The sequence below is a fragment of the Pseudescherichia sp. L3 genome, from assembly GCF_024656065.1.
Classification (GTDB): domain Bacteria; phylum Pseudomonadota; class Gammaproteobacteria; order Enterobacterales; family Enterobacteriaceae; genus Pseudescherichia.
Genome location: NZ_JANKYC010000001.1, coordinates 532,020 through 548,119, shown reverse-complemented (window position 1 = coordinate 548,119; position 16,100 = coordinate 532,020). Strand labels below are relative to the sequence as shown.

Sequence of the window (16,100 nt, the reverse complement as noted above, 5' to 3'; positions counted from 1 at the left end):
CCTGTTAACGATTAAAAACGAGATTGCGTGCTGCCGGGCGTCGAGCGGGCAACATAGTGGCCAGGCCCGACGCAGTGCAGCTCCACGCGGTGTGGATCCTCACCCGGCTTATAGATATTGCTGGGCATATCGTCAGAGAGCAGCACGCGCTGCGCCCGAGGATGCCCCGGCTCGGCCACCGGCACGGCGGCCATCAGCTTGCGCGTATAGGGGTGCTGCGGGTTCTCAAACACCGCCCGCCGGGGACCGATCTCCACGATCTGTCCAAGGTACATCACCGCTACCCGATGGCTGATACGCTCCACCACCGCCATATCGTGGGAGATAAACAGAAAGGCGATGCCCATCTCCCGCTGCAAATCGAGTAGCAGATTAATAATCTGCGCCTGGATAGAGACGTCCAGGGCGGAAACCGCCTCGTCGGCGACCACCACTTTGGGATCGAGAGCCAGCGCGCGGGCGATGCTGATGCGCTGCCGCTGGCCGCCGGAAAACTCATGGGGATAGCGCCAGGCGTGCTCGGGCTTGAGCCCTACCCGCTCCAGCAGCCAGGCCACCCGGCGCTGGGCATCCTCCACCCCCATTAGCCGATGCACGCGCAGCGGCTCCATAATCGAGTAACCCACCGTCTGGCGCGGATCGAGAGAGGCGTAGGGATCCTGGAAGATAAACTGGATATCCCGACGCAGCGGCTGCAGCTTGCTGTCTGGCAGGGTATCGATCCGCTTGCCCTCAAACAGGATAGACCCGCCCTGGGATTCCACCAGCCGCAGCAGCGCCCGGCCGGTAGTGGATTTTCCGCTGCCGGACTCCCCTACCAGCGCCAGCGTCTCGCCAGGCCAAAGGTCGAAGCTAACATGCTCTACGGCGCGTACCTCGCGGGTGACGCGGTTGAGAATACCGCTGCGCAGACCGAAGCGGGTCACCAGGTCGCGCACCTGGAGGATCGGATCGCCGTCAACCACCGTATCCTGCTCGATCTCAGCTTCGTGCTGGTCCGGACGCTCCTTGCTTACCAGCGGCAGGCGGCGAGGCAGATCGCTACCGTTCATCGCCCCCAGTTTAGGCACGGCCGCCAACAGCGCTTTGGTGTAGGCATGCTGCGGGCTGTGGAACACGGTCTCCACCGGGCCGGTCTCGACCGCCTCGCCCTGGTACATCACCAGCACCCGGTCAGCGATATCCGCCACCACGCCCATATCGTGGGTGATAAAGATCACCCCCATTGCCATCTCTTTTTGCAGCACGTTAATGAGCTGTAGAATCTGCGCCTGAATTGTCACGTCCAGCGCAGTGGTCGGCTCGTCGGCGATCAGCACCGCAGGACGGCAGGAGAGCGCCATGGCGATCATCACCCGCTGGCGCATGCCGCCGGAGAGCTGGTGCGGGTAGCGGGCGAGGATCGCGTCGGCTTCAGGAATGCGCACCTGCTCCAGCATCCGTTTCGCCTCGGTCAGCGCCGCTTCGCGCCCCAGCTTCTGATGCAGGCGGATCGATTCGGCGATCTGCTCCCCCACGGTAAACACCGGGTTGAGAGAGGTCATCGGCTCCTGGAAAATCATCGCGATATCGGCCCCGCGCACGCCGCGCATCTGCGCCTGGCTTAAGGCGTTGAGATCCACTATCTGGCGATTGCGCCGCTGGAGCCGCATCCCATCGCACTGCACGTTGGCCCCGCTCTGCTGCTCCAGCAGACGCAGCAGCGCCAGGGCGGTGACCGATTTGCCCGAGCCGGACTCCCCGACGATGGCCAGCGTCTCGCCGCGTTGCAGGCTGAACGACAGATCGCGCACCGCCTGCGTCACCTGGCCTTCGTTTTCGAAACGAATGTTCAGGTTGCTGACCTCCAGCACGGGGCTATTTTCAGTTTGCTGAATTTGCGGCTTAGTCATTATCTTTTGCTCGGCTGGCAGCTTTTTCTATAAATATCATTATCGTCGCCGCAGTTTCATACGAATTTTGACTATAGAAAGTCGAAACGATGATGTAAAGAGCGCGCGCGGCAATGGCACATAATGGGTACATACAGTCTGGCCCGGTTTTCTGCCATAATGGCGCATTGATTTCCCAGATTGCCCTCCCAGGAGTGAACTCATGGACCATACCGCCGGGCTGATCCCGCTTGACGCGGCGCTCGCTCAGATGCTGTCGCACATTACCCCCCTCACCGACTACGAAACGCTGCCCCTGCACGCCTGCTTTGGTCGGGTGACGGCGCGAGAGATTGTCTCCCCGCTTAACGTACCGGGCTTCGATAATGCCGCGATGGATGGCTACGCCGTGCGCCTTGATGCGCTACGGGCAGGCGTGCCGCAGCCGGTGGCGGGCAAAGCCTTTGCCGGGCAGCCGTTCCACGGCGAGTGGCCTGCGGGGAGCTGCATCCGCATTATGACCGGTGCGCCCATTCCGCCGGGCTGCGATGCGGTGGTGATGCAGGAGGAGACCGAACAGAGCGACGCCGGGGTGCTGTTTACCGGTGACGTGCGTCCTGGACAGCACATTCGCCGCGCCGGGGAGGATATTACCCAGGGTGCCGTGGTCTATGCGCCGGGCACCACTCTGACGGTGGCGGAGCTGCCGGTGCTGGCCTCCCTCGGCATTCCCGAGGTTGAGGTCGTGCGCAAAGTGCGGGTGGCCCTCTTCTCCACCGGCGATGAGCTTCAGCTGCCGGGTCAGCCGCTGGGCGATGGCCAGATCTACGACACTAATCGGCTGGCAGTGCACATCATGCTGGAGCAGCTCGGCTGCGAGGTGATCAACCTCGGCATCATTCCGGACGACCCCGCCCGGCTGCGCGAGGCGTTTATTGCCGCTGACCAGCAGGCCGACGTGGTGATCAGCTCCGGCGGCGTCTCGGTGGGCGAAGCGGACTACACCAAAACCCTGCTGGAAGAGCTGGGGGAGATCGCCTTCTGGAAGCTGGCGATTAAGCCAGGCAAGCCGTTTGCCTTCGGCAAGCTCCGCCGCGCCTGGTTCTGCGGCCTGCCGGGTAACCCGGTCTCGGCGGCGCTCACCTTCTACCAGCTGGTTCAGCCGCTGCTGGCCCGCCTGAGCGGCAAGCCTGGCAGCGCCCTGCCGCCGCGCCTGCGGGTCCGCGCCGCTACCCGGCTGAAGAAAACGCCGGGGCGTCTCGACTTCCAGCGCGGTATCGTTGAGCGCGACGCCGAGGGGAATTTGCAGGTGAGCACGACCGGTCACCAGGGTTCGCACATCTTCAGCTCCTTTAGCCAGGGCAACTGCTTTATCGTGCTGGAGCGCGAGCGCGGCAGCGTCGAGCCAGGGGAGTGGGTAGAGATCGAGCCGTTTAACCATCTGTTTGGGGGGCTGTGATGGCCGTCGAGCTGAGCGATAGCGAGATGCTGCGCTACAACCGGCAGATTGTCCTGCGCGGCTTCGATTTTGACGGGCAGGAGGCGCTGAAAGCCTCCCGCGTGCTGGTGGTGGGCCTGGGCGGACTCGGCTGCGCCGCTGCCCAGTACCTGACGGCGGCGGGCATCGGTCACCTGACGCTGCTGGACTTCGACACCGTGTCGCTGTCGAATTTGCAGCGCCAGACCCTGCATAGCGACGCAACCATTGGCCAGCCGAAGGTCGTCTCGGCGCGGGCGTCGCTGGCGCGGATCAATCCGCTAGTGAGCTTCACCACGCTCAATGCGCAATTAGAAGGCGAGGCGCTGCACGCCCAGATTGCCGCCCACGATCTGGTTCTGGACTGCACCGATAACGTCGAGATCCGCAACCAGCTTAACGCTGGCTGCTTCAAGACCAGGGTGCCGCTGGTGTCCGGGGCCGCGATCCGCATGGAGGGGCAGATTAGCGTCTTTACCTGGCAGGAGGGAGAGCCGTGCTACCGCTGCCTGAGCCGCCTGTTTGGCGATACGGCGCTGACCTGCGTTGAGGCGGGGGTGATGGCGCCGCTGGTCGGGGTGATTGGCGCACTGCAGGCGATGGAGGCGATCAAGGTGCTGACGAGGTTTGGCCAGAGCGCCGCCGGGAAAATTGTCCTGTACGACGCCATGACCTGTCAGTTCCGCGAGATGAAGTTAATGCGCAACCCGCAGTGCGAGGTGTGCGGCGGATAACGGTTAAATACCTGTCCGGCCAAACGCCGTCTGCCACTCCTGCTCAAACTTAACGATGGCCGCCTCTACCGCAGGGGCGGCGATAAACTGCTCCGCCACGTCCAGCGGCAGGGTAATCGCCTCACAGCCAGCCAGCAGGCAATCCAGCGCCTGACGCGGGGTCTTGAAGCTCGCCGCCAGCACCTTTGAGCCCGGCGCGTGCAGGGTCAGCAGACGCTGTAGATCCGTCACCGTTTGAATACCGTCTCCGCCCTGAGCATCCACGCGGTTAACGTAGGGTGCCACATACTCGGCTCCGGCCAGCGCGCTCAGCAGGCCCTGTCCCGCGCCGTACACCGCCGTCCCCAGCGTCGGGATCCCCTCGGCTTTCAGCAGCTTGATCGCCGCCAGCCCTTCCGCGCTTACCGGCACCTTCACCACGATATCGGCGATGATAGCGCGCAGTTTATGCGCCTCGGCCACCATCTCTTCGGCGTTGTTCGCTAATACCTGGGCAAAGAGCCGCCCTTTTCCACCCAGGGCATCATGCAGGGCCGGCAGCAGCTCCACCAGCGGCAGGTTGCCTTTCGCCACGATGCTCGGGTTGGTAGTGACCCCGGCCAGCGGGAAGCTGCGGGCCAGCCGTTTTACTGCCGCCACATCGGCGGTGTCCAGGTACAGTTCCATATGAACTCCTCAAAGTGAGAGATTAAGCATGGTTTAGAACTTAACTAATTCAACCTGCCAATATGTTGACCTGCGTCAAAATAACTTTCATTCGAAAGTAATTTAATCTGCATATGAAACATGAGGGCAGATTATGATTTTCAATATTCAGCGCTACTCTACCCACGACGGCCCCGGCATTCGCACCGTCGTGTTCCTGAAAGGCTGCTCGCTGGCCTGTCGCTGGTGCCAAAACCCGGAGAGCCGCGCCCAGACGCGGGAAATACTTTTTGATGCCCGCCTCTGTCTCGCCGGATGCGATCTCTGCCAGCAGGTCGCACCGGGCATAATTGACCGGGCGCTCAATGGCCTGCTGATCCATCGGGAAAAGCTCAGTGAGGCGCATCTTGCTGCGCTGGAAACCTGCTGCCCCACCCAGGCCCTGACCGTCTGCGGCGAAAACCAACCGGTAGAGGAGATTATGGCCATCGTGCTGCGGGATAAACCCTTTTACCAGCGCAGCGGGGGCGGGATCACGCTTTCCGGTGGCGAACCCTTTATGCAGCCGGCGCTCAGTGCCGCGCTGCTGAAGTCCAGCGTTGAGCACGGCATTCACACGGCGGTTGAAACCTGCCTGCACGTGCCCTGGCGCTACATCGAACCTTCCCTGCCCTATACCGATCTCTTTCTTGCCGATCTCAAGCACGTCGACAGCAGGGTGTTTAAGACCTGGACCGACGGCTCGGCCAGGCGCGTGCTGGAGAACCTAAAACGGCTGGCGGCGCGGGGTAAACAGCTGATTATCCGTGTGCCGCTGATCCCCGGCTTTAACGCTGATGAGGCCTCCATCGCAGCGATTACCCGCTTTGCCGCCCACGAGCTTAACGTCGAGGAGATCCACTTTCTGCCCTATCACACGCTGGGCATCAACAAATATCACCTGCTGAATCAGCCCTATACCGCGCCCGAAAAGCCGCTCGACGCGCCGGGCCTGCTGGCCTTCGCCGAAGCGTCCGCCCGCGAGTATGGCCTGACCGCAACCCTACGAGGATAATGCCATGACCGAATTACGTCTTGATACGCTGACCCGCCGCATTCAGGCGCATAAAGATGCGCTGGTGCACATTGTTAAGCCCCCGGTCTGTACCGAGCGCGCCCGGCACTATACCGAGGCCTACCGGCAGCATCTCGATAAGCCCATTGCGGTGCGCCGAGCGCTGGCCCTCGCCCACCATCTTGCCGAGCGCACAATCTGGATTAAGCATGATGAGCTGATTATCGGCAACCAGGCAAGCGAGCTCCGCGCCGCGCCTATCTTCCCGGAATACACCGTCTCGTGGATCGAAAAGGAGATTGACGACCTGGCCGATCGCCCTGGCGCGGGCTTTGCGGTGAGCGAAGAGAACAAGCGCGTGCTGCATGAGATCTGCCCGTGGTGGCGCGGCCAGACGGTACAGGATCGCTGCTACGGCATGTTTACCGACGAGCAGAAAGCCCTGCTAGCGACCGGCATCGTCAAGGCGGAGGGCAATATGACCTCCGGCGATGCGCACCTGGCGGTTAACTATCCGCTGCTGCTGGAGAAAGGGCTGGACGGTCTGCGCGCAAAGGTGGCCGAGCGTCGGTCGCGCATCAACCTCACCGTGCTGGAGGATCTGCACGGAGAGCAGTTCCTGAAGGCGATTGATATTGTTCTGCATGCGGTCAGCGACCATATCGCCCGCTTTGCCGCCCTCGCCCGTGAGATGGCCAACGCCGAGCCGCGCGTCAGCCGCCGGGATGAGCTGCTGCAAATAGCCGAGAACTGCGACATCATCGCCCATCGTCCACCGGAAACCTACTGGCAGGCGTTACAGCTCTGCTACTTCATCCAGCTGATTTTGCAGATCGAATCCAACGGCCATTCGGTCTCGTTTGGTCGCATGGATCAGTATCTCTATCCTTACTACCGCCGCGACGTCGAGCTGAATCAGACCCTCTCCCGGGAACAGGCCATCGAGCTGCTGCATGGCTGCTGGCTGAAGCTGCTGGAGGTGAACAAGATCCGCTCCGGATCGCATTCGAAGGCGTCAGCCGGGAGCCCGCTGTATCAGAACGTGACCATCGGCGGCCAGAGATGGGTAGACGGTAAAGCGCTGGATGCGGTCAACCCGCTCTCGTATGCCATTCTTGAATCCTGTGGACGCCTGCGCTCGACTCAGCCCAACCTGAGCGTGCGCTACCACGCCAGAATGAGCAACGATTTCCTCGATGCCTGCGTACAGGTGATTCGCTGCGGCTTCGGCATGCCCGCCTTTAATAACGATGAAATTGTTATTCCTGAGTTTATTAAGCTGGGGATTACGCCGGAGGATGCCTGGGACTACGCGGCGATTGGCTGTATCGAAACCGCCGTGGGCGGCAAGTGGGGCTACCGCTGCACCGGGATGAGCTTTATCAACTTCGCCCGGGTGATGCTCGCCGCGCTGGAGGGAGGACGCGACGCCACCAGCGGCAAGGTGTTCCTGCCTCAGGAGAAGGCGCTCTCGAAAGGTAACTTCGCCGACTTCAGCGAGGTCATGGCAGCCTGGGACGCGCAGATCCGCTACTACACCCGCAAATCCATTGAGATCGAATACGTGGTGGACACCATGCTGGAGGAGAACGTCCACGACATTCTCTGCTCGGCGCTGGTGGACGACTGCATTGAGCGGGCAAAGAGCATTAAACAGGGCGGCGCGAAGTACGACTGGGTATCGGGATTACAGGTAGGGATCGCCAACCTCGGCAACAGCCTGGCGGCAGTGAAAAAGCTGGTCTTTGACCAGGGCGCTATCGGCCAGCAGCAGCTCGCCGAGGCGCTGGCGGATGACTTCGATGGGCTGACCCACGAACAGCTGCGCCAGCGCTTAATCAACGGCGCACCAAAGTACGGCAACGACGATGACAGCGTCGATCTGCTGCTGAATCGCGCCTACGAAACCTATATTAACGAGCTGAAGCAGTATCACAATCCACGCTACGGGCGCGGCCCCATCGGCGGCAACTACTACGCGGGCACCTCGTCCATCTCGGCTAACGTGCCGTTTGGCGCGGCAACGATGGCGACGCCAGACGGACGCAAAGCCATGACCCCGCTGGCGGAGGGAGCGAGCCCGGCGTCCGGGACGGATCGGTTCGGCCCCACGGCGGTGATCAACTCCGTCGGCAAGTTGCCGGTGGGATCGATTCTCGGCGGCGTGCTGCTTAACCAGAAGCTCAACCCAACCACGCTGGAAAACGACAGCGATCGGCAGAAGCTGATGCTGCTGCTGCGCACCTTCTTCGAGGTGCATAAAGGGTGGCATATTCAGTACAACATCGTCTCCCGCGAGACGCTGCTGGCGGCGAAGGCGCACCCTGATCGGTATCGGGATCTGGTGGTGCGCGTGGCGGGCTACTCGGCATTCTTTACCGCCCTGTCGCCGGATGCGCAGGATGATATCATCGCCCGTACTGAGCACACGTTGTAACCAGCAACGCCCGGCGGCGCAAGCTTGCCGGGCCTACGGTCAACTTTCATATGAAATTAAATGTGTGCATTTGCTCACATCATTACTAGAATGCTCCTGAATGTTTTTACCCTGGGAGCATAACGTATGACCGTAAAAGTTATCGTCACCGACATGGACGGAACTTTCCTTGACGATGCCAAAGCCTACGACCGCAGCCGTTTCCTCAGCCAGTTCCGTGAGCTTCAGGCGCGCGGCATTGAGTTTGTGGTCGCCAGCGGCAATCAGTTCTACCAGCTCATCTCCTTCTTTCCGGAAATCAAAGACGACATCTCTTTCGTCGCCGAAAACGGCGCGCTGGTCTACGAGCATGGCAAAGAGATCTTCCATGGCGAGCTGACCCTCCACGAGTACCAGATTGTGCTGGGCGAGCTGCTCAAGAGCGAAGGCCTGAACTTTGTCGCCTGCGGCCTGGAGAGCGCCTACGTCAGCAAAAACGCGCCGCCGGAGTTTGTCGAGCTAATGTCGCACCACTATCATCGTCTGAAGCAGGTGGATGACTATCGCGAGATCAACGACAAGATGTTTAAGTTCTCACTCAACCTGCCGGACAGCGAGATCCCGCAGCTGGTGGACGCCCTGCATGTCTCCCTCGACGGCATCATGAAGCCGGTCACCAGCGGCTTCGGCTTTGTGGATCTGATCATTCCCGGCCTGCACAAGGCCAACGGCATCACTCGCCTGCTCAAGCGCTGGCAGCTTTCGCCCAGCGACTGCGTCACCATCGGCGACAGCGGCAACGATGCCGAGATGCTGCGCATGGCGAAATTCTCTTTTGCGATGGGCAACGCTGGCGAGGCCATTAAAGCGATTGCCAACTTCCAGACCGACGATAACAACCAGCAGGGCGCGCTGAACGTGATCCAGGCTGTGCTCGACGCCACCCCACCCTTTAACGCCTAAGCTCCTCTACGCCAGCACGCTCGCGGCTGGCGTTAGCCTCTTCTCTCTTTTGTGCAGCCCATCATCTTTTTAAACTTGCATTAACTTTTTTTTAACTTAAATTAGCATATGTAAGTTAATTACTTTCGAATGAAAGACACGAGAGGGTTATATGACTAAAATGTATGCAAGCGAAACGCTGCCTGCCGACCACAAGGCGGCGATTCGTCAGGTAAAACAGGCCCTGCGAGCGCAGATTGGTGACGTGCAGGCTGTCTTTAACCGCCTTGAGGAGCGCATTGCCGCTCAGGTAGCCGAGATCAACGCCCTGAAAGCGAAAGGCGAAACGGTCTGGCCGGTGATCCCTTTTGAAGATGTGAAGAACGGCCATGTTAGCGAGGCGCAGCGTGCGGCGATCAAGCGCCGGGGCTGTGCGGTGATTAAGGGCCACTTCCCGCGCGAGCAGGCACTGGGCTGGGATCAATCTATGCTGGCCTACCTTGATCAAAACCGTTTCGACGACGTCTATAGAGGGCCGGGTGATAGCTTCTTTGGTACGCTTGAGGCCTCACGCCCGGAGATCTATCCCATCTACTGGTCGCAGGCGCAGATGCAGGCCCGCCAGAGCAGCGAGATGGCGCAGGTGCAGTCCCTGCTAAACCGCCTCTGGACTTTTGAGAGCGACGGCAAGCAGTGGTTCGATCCGGATGTTAGCGTGATCTATCCGGACCGCATTCGTCGTCGTCCACCGGGTACGACCTCAAAAGGGCTGGGCGCGCATACCGATTCCGGGGCGCTGGAGCGTTGGCTGCTGCCCGCCTACCAGCAGGTTTTCGCCTCGGTGTTTAACGGCGATATTGACAGCTACGATCCGTGGCACGCTGCGCACCGTACCGAAGTGGAAGAGTACACCGTGGATAACACCACCAAGTGTTCGGTGTTCCGCACCTTCCAGGGCTGGACGGCGCTGTCGGATATGCTGCCGGGCCAGGGTTTGCTGCACGTGGTACCGATCCCCGAGGCGATGGCCTATGTTCTGCTGCGCCCGCTGCTGGACGACGTGCCGGAGGATGAGCTGTGCGGCGTTGCGCCTGGGCGTGTGCTGCCTGTCTCTGAGAAGTGGCACCCGCTGCTGATCGAGGCGCTAACCAGCATTCCGGCGCTGGAGGCCGGGGACTCGGTGTGGTGGCACTGTGACGTTATCCACTCTGTGGCACCGGTAGAGAACCAGCAGGGCTGGGGCAATGTGATGTATATTCCCGCCGCGCCGCTGTGCGAGAAGAACCTCGCCTATGCCCAGAAGGTCAAGGTGGCATTAGAGAACGGCGCGTCGCCGGGGGACTTCCCGCGTGAGGATTATGAAGCGACGTGGGAGAACCGCTTTACGGTGGCGGATTTAAACGAGCACGGCAAGCGCGCGTTGGGCATGGCTTAGCTCCTGTACGCTACGGCGGTACGACGCTGTCCCGGTCGTATCCGCCTTTACGCAGAGGTTTCATGGCTTTTCATGCGTTGTTTATCCCTTCAAGGATGCGCAATAACAATCCTTTCCCCTCTTCTGGTGCAAAAGAATTTATGTAGCGCGCCCTGAACTCAGACTCGATTGTTTTTTCATCGTAGGCAAGAAAAGCTAATACCTCTTTTTTTAAATCAGCCCGGTCATTCGCTGCCAGCTCGCTGGTATAAATATCAATAGCATCATCTATAGATTCAGCGCCGGTAATATAATCAAAATCCTGATTGAGCGTGCCTTCGATCAGGATATCGAGATTGGTCGTTAAAAGCATAAGTTATACCTCTGGGAAGGTAGCTTTCCATACGTAGAACAATAGTCTGAATCAGTTTGATGGCTTAAACGTCGTAAAGTCCTTCCTCCTCGATGGTGGTACGGCGCTGGCCCGGCCGTATCCGCCGTACCGATTCCCGCACCACCAGCGTGCCGTTAATCAATAGCGATCCAGTCGCCGCCTGTGGGCGAATAAGCCGTTGCTGTAAAAGCTGTACTGCTTCAACCCCCAGCTCGTCACGGGGGACATGCACCGCCGTCAGCGGCACATCCTGTATTGCAGCCAGATTAAAGGCATCAATACTCATTACCGATACATCCTGCGGCACGCGCAGGCCCCGGCGCTGTAGTGCCCGCACGGTTCCCTCCGCCATAAAATCCCCCCCTACCAGGAAGGCCGTCGGGGTGTTTTTATGTGCCGGATTATCCAGCCACTCCGCAACCCGTATCTCAGCCTCGTTAGCGCTAAAGCGAGGAACAGTAATAAGATCCCGTTGGTTATGAAACTTCAGGTTTCGCCGCTGCCAGGCCTCTTTGATCCCAGCCAGGCGCAGATCCATTGTGTAGCGGCGCAGGCAGAGAACGTTCACCACCTTGCAATGGCCAAGATCAAACAGATAATCAGCCGCAAATTCACCTATTGCACGGTGGTCTGGTGCCACGGTTGGCAGACGCATCCGCCTGTCACGGCAGTTGATTAACACGCAGGGTTTGGCTAAATCCGCTGCCAGCTCATGAATATGCGGATCGTCAATGCCCAGCAGAATTGCCGCCTGGGTCTCCGGGGTATTCATTCGCGTAATAAAGGCATTGGCATCACTGCCCAGCTCCTCTAACGCGCAGTAGCGTAGCCTGACCTCATGCGCGCTGACCGCTTTGCTAATGCTCTGGATCACCCGGTAATAAAAAATATCGGAGCGCTCATCGAACGCGCGCTGTGGAGCGAAAATAACCAGGTTGTTGAGTAGTAGTCGGCCCGCCGCCATTCCCTCCATAACGCCCAGCTCACGGGCGCAGGCCAGTACGGCATGGCGTGCTGCTTCACTGGTGTTCGCCTTCCCGGCTAATACCCTCGACACGGTACTGGTCGACAGGTTAGTTCGGCACGCGATTTCACTGATTTTGAGCTTTTTATCCATTTTGTGATCTGGCTCCGTTTGCCTCATGAGAAAATTTTCATGAGTTTAAAACCTGATGAACAGCCGTTACGCTCCAATAGTGCCGCATAATTCTGCACATTGATGAGAATCCTTGCACAAAATCTGCTATGGCTCTCCGTTTTTCTCTCCTAACGTAAACCTGTCGTACAACTTCCATACTAGTTGTATACAAAATCCAGGCAAAAAATAGACATTCTCAGACGGGCCATTTCGGTATAACACCCCTCATGGCGCGTCATAACGTCCCTACAGAACGTGTGCGGAGAAACAGATGAGCCAGGGAATTAACAACAATGATGGGGTGGTAACAAAGCGCCACCGGGTAATCAAAAAACTACGCTGGTGGATGCTGATCCTGTTCTTGCTCGGCGTCACCGTGAACTATATCACCCGCAATTCGCTGGGCATTATCGCCCCAGAACTGAAAGATAGCCTCGGCGTTACCACCGAACAGTATTCGTGGATCGTCGGCGCATTCCAGCTAGCCTATACCCTCTTCCAGCCCCTCTGCGGCTGGCTGATTGACGTTATTGGCCTCAAGCTGGGCTTTATGATCTGTGCCACCCTGTGGGCAATCGCCTGTATCGCCCACGCCGGGGCGGGTAACTGGCTCCATCTGGCAATACTGCGTTTCTTTATGGGCGGCGCGGAAGCGGCGGCAACCCCGGCAAATGCCAAAACCATTGGCGAATGGTTTCCAAAATCAGAGCGGCCTATCGCTGCCGGTTGGGCTGGCGTTGGCTTTTCAATCGGCGCGATGCTGGCCCCACCCATTATCTATTTTGCCCACGCCTCTTTCGGCTGGCAGGGGGCGTTTATGTTTACCGGGGTGCTGGCCCTGCTGTGGGTCGTGCTGTGGTGGATCTTCTACAACAGCCCGGAAAAACACCCGAATCTGGATCGCGAGGAGCTGGCCTGGATCAAGCGGGATAATGAACCTCCAGCCATCAGGCTCCCTTTTTTAACCGCCCTGAAAACCGTGTCAAAAAACAGGCGTTTTTATGGTATTGCCATCCCGGCCTTTATGGCAGAGCCAGCCTGGGCGGTCATGAGCTTCTGGGTGCCGCTCTATCTGGCGAAAGAGCATGGAATGGATCTTAAGCAGATCGCTATGTTCGCCTGGCTACCGTTTCTCGCCGCCGATCTCGGCAGCATCGCCAGCGGCTACCTGACCAAACTCTACACCCGCTGGTTTGGCTGCGTGCGCATTAACGCTATCGTTGCCAGCTCGGTCACCGGCGCGTTCCTGATGATTTCGCTGGCTATCGTCACCCTGACCCGCGATCCCTACATCATCATTGGCCTGATCTCGATAGGTGGCTTCGGCCATCAGATCATCTCCTGCATGCTCAGCGCGCTGGTGGTGGAGTCGTTCGATAAGGGGCAGATGGCCACCGTTAACGGTATGCGCGGCTCCGCCGCTTGGATCGCCAGCTTTCTCTTCTCCCTGCTTATCGGGGTGACCGCCGACAAGATCGGCTTCAACCCGCTGTTCGTTGCGATGGGCTTTTTTGACCTGATTGGTGCCCTTTTCCTCGTCACCTTTATTGCTGAACGTCGCGCAAAGCGCACCTGAGAGTGGATATAAATTATGAAGACGCTTAAAAACTGGGTTTTTAACACGCAGTCGGCCCATCACGTGGAACTGACCATCGACGGCCAGCACACGCTGTGCCTCTACGTTCTGGAAGAGGATCTGTTCCGCGTGCTGGTTAAACGCAAAGGCGAGCTGGCGCTGGACCGCACCTGGAGTATCGCCCCGGGGCAGGACGTGCCGTGGGAAGGCCGCTCCCGCGACGATCTGAGCGGTTTCACCCTCCCCGCGTGGACGCTGGAGCAGCGAGACGAGCAGTTAACTATCGCCAGCGAACAGCTGCGCGTGACCGTTCACCAGCCGCTGTGGTTGGAGTGGCACTACCGTAACGCGGAAGGCGAGTGGCAGGCGCTGGTCAGCGACCGGCCGACCAGCGCCTATCTGCTGAACGCTCACGGCGACGGCGTGGCCCACTATCAAAGCCGCCGTAAAGATGAGCGCGTCTATGGCCTTGGCGAAAAAGCGGGCACTCTGCAACGCACCGGCAAGCGCTATGAAATGCGCAACCTTGATGCTATGGGCTACAACGCGGTGAGTACCGACCCGCTGTACAAGCACGTTCCGTTTACCCTCACCCGCCGCGACGATATCAGCTATGGCCTGTTTTATGACAATCTGAGCAGCTGCTGGCTCGATCTCGGTAACGAAATTGATAACTACCACACGCCCTATCGCCGTTGGCAGGCCGAGGCGGGCGATATTGATTACTACCTGTTTACTGGAAAACGGGCGCTCGACGTGACCAAAGCGTTTGTGCGCCTGACCGGCAAAACCCTGTTTGGACCAAAATGGAGCCTGGGCTACAGCGGTTCGACCATGCACTACACCGATGCGCCGGACGCGCAGCAACAGCTGATGAACTTTATCCGTCTCTGTAACGAGCACGCTATTCCATGTGACTCGTTCCAGCTATCGTCCGGCTACACCTCAATTAACGGCAAACGCTACGTTTTTAACTGGAACTACGACAAGGTGCCGCAGCCGAAGGCGATGAGCCAGGCGTTTCACGATGCCGGGCTAAAGCTTGCCGCCAACATTAAGCCGTGCCTGCTTCAGGATCATCCCCGCTATAGCGAGGTCGCCGAGCGCGGCCTGTTTATTCGCGATTCCGAAGCCGATGCCCCAGAGCGTTCGAGCTTTTGGGATGACGAAGGCTCGCACCTCGACTTCACTAATCCGCAAACCGTTGCCTGGTGGCAGGAGGGGGTAACCTGCCAGCTGCTGGAAATGGGTATTGACTCAACGTGGAACGACAATAACGAGTTCGAGGTCTGGGACGGCGAAGCGCGCTGCCACGGCTTTGGCCGGGAAATTGCGATCAAGCATATTCGCCCGGTAATGCCACTGCTGATGATGCGCGCCTCGCTGGAGGCGCAGCAGCGCTTTGCCCCGCATAAGCGCCCGTATCTTATCTCCCGCTCTGGCTGCGCCGGGATGCAGCGCTATGTGCAAACCTGGAGCGGGGACAATCGCACCAGCTGGGAGACGCTGCGCTATAACACGCGGATGGGGCTGGGGATGAGCCTGTCGGGGTTATATAACGTCGGCCACGACGTGGGCGGTTTCTCTGGGGATAAGCCAGATGCAGAGCTGTTTGTCCGCTGGGTACAAAACGGCGTGATGCATCCGCGCTTTACTATCCATTCGTGGAATGATGACCATACGGTGAATGAACCGTGGATGTATTCAGGGGTGACGCCAGCCATTCGCAGCGCTATCGAACTGCGTTATCGTCTGCTGCCCTATCTCTATACCCTGCTGTGGCAGGCACATGCTGACGATGAGCCGATGCTGCGCCCGACTTTCCTCGATCACGAGCATGACGAACAGACCTTCGAGGAGTGTGACGATTTTCTGCTGGGACGCGATCTTCTGGTTGCCAGTGTGGTAGAGCCTGGCGCGCGCGAACGCCGTGTCTGGCTACCGGCAAATGAATACGGCTGGTACGATTTCTATACCCACGAATGGTTTTCCGGCGGTCAGTGGATCGTTCGCGACGCGCCGCTGGAGAAGTTACCCCTCCTGGTACGAGCCGGGGCAGGCCTGCCGCTCAGCGAGCGCATCACCCACGTGAGCGCCGAAAAAGATAACGCACGTGAGCTGAAGCTGTTTCCGCTGAAAGGCGTTGGCAGTACTTGCGGCCTGCTGTTTGAAGATGATGGTGAGAGCTGGGGCTACCAGAGTGGCAATGCGCTGTGGATAGAGTGGCAGATGGTGTGCGATGCGGCAACGATTAACCTGAAGGTCAAGGCGCATGGGGACTACCGTCCGGCATGGAAAGTGCTAAAGGTGTCACTACCGGCAGGAGAAAAACGTAGGCTGCTGGTGAATGGTGTTGAAGGGGATGCGTGGATGATCTGAACAATGCCGGGCGGCGGCTCCGCCTTGCCCGGCCTACAAAACATGGCTCGTAGGCCCGGT

Annotated in this window: 12 protein-coding genes; 8 read left to right on the top strand and 4 right to left on the bottom strand. The window is 59.2% G+C overall.

Annotation, left to right across the window (positions count from 1 at the left end):
• Window positions 1-11 precede the first annotated feature (11 nt).
• On the bottom strand, window positions 12-1,892 hold the full coding sequence (gene gsiA, locus NR795_RS02685; RefSeq protein ID WP_257757027.1) for a glutathione ABC transporter ATP-binding protein GsiA: 1,881 nt from the start codon (window positions 1,890-1,892) through the stop codon (window positions 12-14).
• Between the two features lie 202 nt (window positions 1,893-2,094).
• Here gsiA and moeA point away from each other — a divergent pair, with 202 nt between their 5' ends.
• On the top strand, window positions 2,095-3,330 hold the full coding sequence (gene moeA / locus NR795_RS02680; RefSeq protein WP_257757026.1) for a molybdopterin molybdotransferase MoeA: 1,236 nt from the start codon (window positions 2,095-2,097) through the stop codon (window positions 3,328-3,330).
• A complete protein-coding gene (moeB, locus tag NR795_RS02675; protein WP_257757025.1) occupies window positions 3,330-4,082 on the top strand; it encodes a molybdopterin-synthase adenylyltransferase MoeB in 753 nt (250 codons plus the stop codon). Before moeA ends, moeB begins: the two co-directional genes overlap by 1 nt.
• A gap of 3 nt (window positions 4,083-4,085) precedes the next feature.
• Here moeB and fsa read toward each other — a convergent pair whose 3' ends face one another.
• On the bottom strand, window positions 4,086-4,748 hold the full coding sequence (gene fsa, locus NR795_RS02670) for a fructose-6-phosphate aldolase (RefSeq protein WP_222889985.1): 663 nt from the start codon (window positions 4,746-4,748) through the stop codon (window positions 4,086-4,088).
• 133 nt (window positions 4,749-4,881) lie between these two features.
• On the opposite strand from fsa, the gene NR795_RS02665 reads away from it, so the two are divergent.
• The 4 genes from NR795_RS02665 (at window position 4,882) to NR795_RS02650 (ending at window position 10,574) form a co-directional block, all read left to right on the top strand.
• Window positions 4,882-5,781 carry a glycyl-radical enzyme activating protein gene (locus NR795_RS02665; RefSeq protein ID WP_257757024.1) on the top strand — a complete coding sequence of 300 codons (900 nt, stop codon included), beginning with the start codon at window positions 4,882-4,884 and terminating at the stop codon, window positions 5,779-5,781.
• Between the two features lie 4 nt (window positions 5,782-5,785).
• Entirely contained in the window at window positions 5,786-8,218 is a 2,433-nt protein-coding gene (locus NR795_RS02660; RefSeq protein WP_257757023.1) for a formate C-acetyltransferase/glycerol dehydratase family glycyl radical enzyme, read from the top strand.
• 126 nt (window positions 8,219-8,344) lie between these two features.
• Window positions 8,345-9,160: a Cof-type HAD-IIB family hydrolase gene (locus NR795_RS02655; protein WP_257757022.1), complete on the top strand. Its 816-nt coding sequence runs from the start codon at window positions 8,345-8,347 to the stop codon at window positions 9,158-9,160.
• Between the two features lie 151 nt (window positions 9,161-9,311).
• Window positions 9,312-10,574, top strand: a complete 1,263-nt coding sequence (locus NR795_RS02650; RefSeq protein ID WP_257757021.1) for a DUF1479 domain-containing protein — start codon at window positions 9,312-9,314, stop codon at window positions 10,572-10,574.
• Window positions 10,575-10,644: 70 nt separating this feature from the next.
• Here the strand turns inward: NR795_RS02650 and NR795_RS02645 are convergent, their stop codons facing one another.
• The gene (locus NR795_RS02645) at window positions 10,645-10,926 is read right to left on the bottom strand and encodes a contact-dependent growth inhibition system immunity protein (protein ID WP_257757020.1); all 282 of its coding nucleotides are present in this window, start codon (window positions 10,924-10,926) and stop codon (window positions 10,645-10,647) included.
• 64 nt (window positions 10,927-10,990) lie between these two features.
• Window positions 10,991-12,064: a LacI family DNA-binding transcriptional regulator gene (locus NR795_RS02640; RefSeq protein ID WP_257757019.1), complete on the bottom strand. Its 1,074-nt coding sequence runs from the start codon at window positions 12,062-12,064 to the stop codon at window positions 10,991-10,993.
• 292 nt (window positions 12,065-12,356) lie between these two features.
• Between NR795_RS02640 and NR795_RS02635 the strand changes: the two genes are divergently transcribed.
• A complete protein-coding gene (locus NR795_RS02635) occupies window positions 12,357-13,661 on the top strand; it encodes an MFS transporter (protein WP_257757018.1) in 1,305 nt (434 codons plus the stop codon).
• A 15-nt stretch (window positions 13,662-13,676) separates the two neighbouring features.
• Window positions 13,677-16,040, top strand: coding sequence for a glycoside hydrolase family 31 protein (locus NR795_RS02630; protein ID WP_257757016.1), 2,364 nt, complete (start codon window positions 13,677-13,679; stop codon window positions 16,038-16,040).
• Window positions 16,041-16,100 lie beyond the last annotated feature (60 nt).

Coding starts and splice junctions, on each gene's coding strand:
- NR795_RS02650 (WP_257757021.1), top strand. CDS start 9,312: ATGACTAAAATGTATGCAAGCGAAACGCTGCCTGCCGACCACAAGGCG.
- NR795_RS02630 (WP_257757016.1), top strand. CDS start 13,677: ATGAAGACGCTTAAAAACTGGGTTTTTAACACGCAGTCGGCCCATCAC.
- NR795_RS02655 (WP_257757022.1), top strand. CDS start 8,345: ATGACCGTAAAAGTTATCGTCACCGACATGGACGGAACTTTCCTTGAC.
- moeB (WP_257757025.1), top strand. CDS start 3,330: ATGGCCGTCGAGCTGAGCGATAGCGAGATGCTGCGCTACAACCGGCAG.
- fsa (WP_222889985.1), bottom strand. CDS start 4,748: ATGGAACTGTACCTGGACACCGCCGATGTGGCGGCAGTAAAACGGCTG.
- moeA (WP_257757026.1), top strand. CDS start 2,095: ATGGACCATACCGCCGGGCTGATCCCGCTTGACGCGGCGCTCGCTCAG.
- NR795_RS02660 (WP_257757023.1), top strand. CDS start 5,786: ATGACCGAATTACGTCTTGATACGCTGACCCGCCGCATTCAGGCGCAT.
- gsiA (WP_257757027.1), bottom strand. CDS start 1,892: ATGACTAAGCCGCAAATTCAGCAAACTGAAAATAGCCCCGTGCTGGAG.
- NR795_RS02635 (WP_257757018.1), top strand. CDS start 12,357: ATGAGCCAGGGAATTAACAACAATGATGGGGTGGTAACAAAGCGCCAC.
- NR795_RS02665 (WP_257757024.1), top strand. CDS start 4,882: ATGATTTTCAATATTCAGCGCTACTCTACCCACGACGGCCCCGGCATT.
- NR795_RS02645 (WP_257757020.1), bottom strand. CDS start 10,926: ATGCTTTTAACGACCAATCTCGATATCCTGATCGAAGGCACGCTCAAT.
- NR795_RS02640 (WP_257757019.1), bottom strand. CDS start 12,064: ATGGATAAAAAGCTCAAAATCAGTGAAATCGCGTGCCGAACTAACCTG.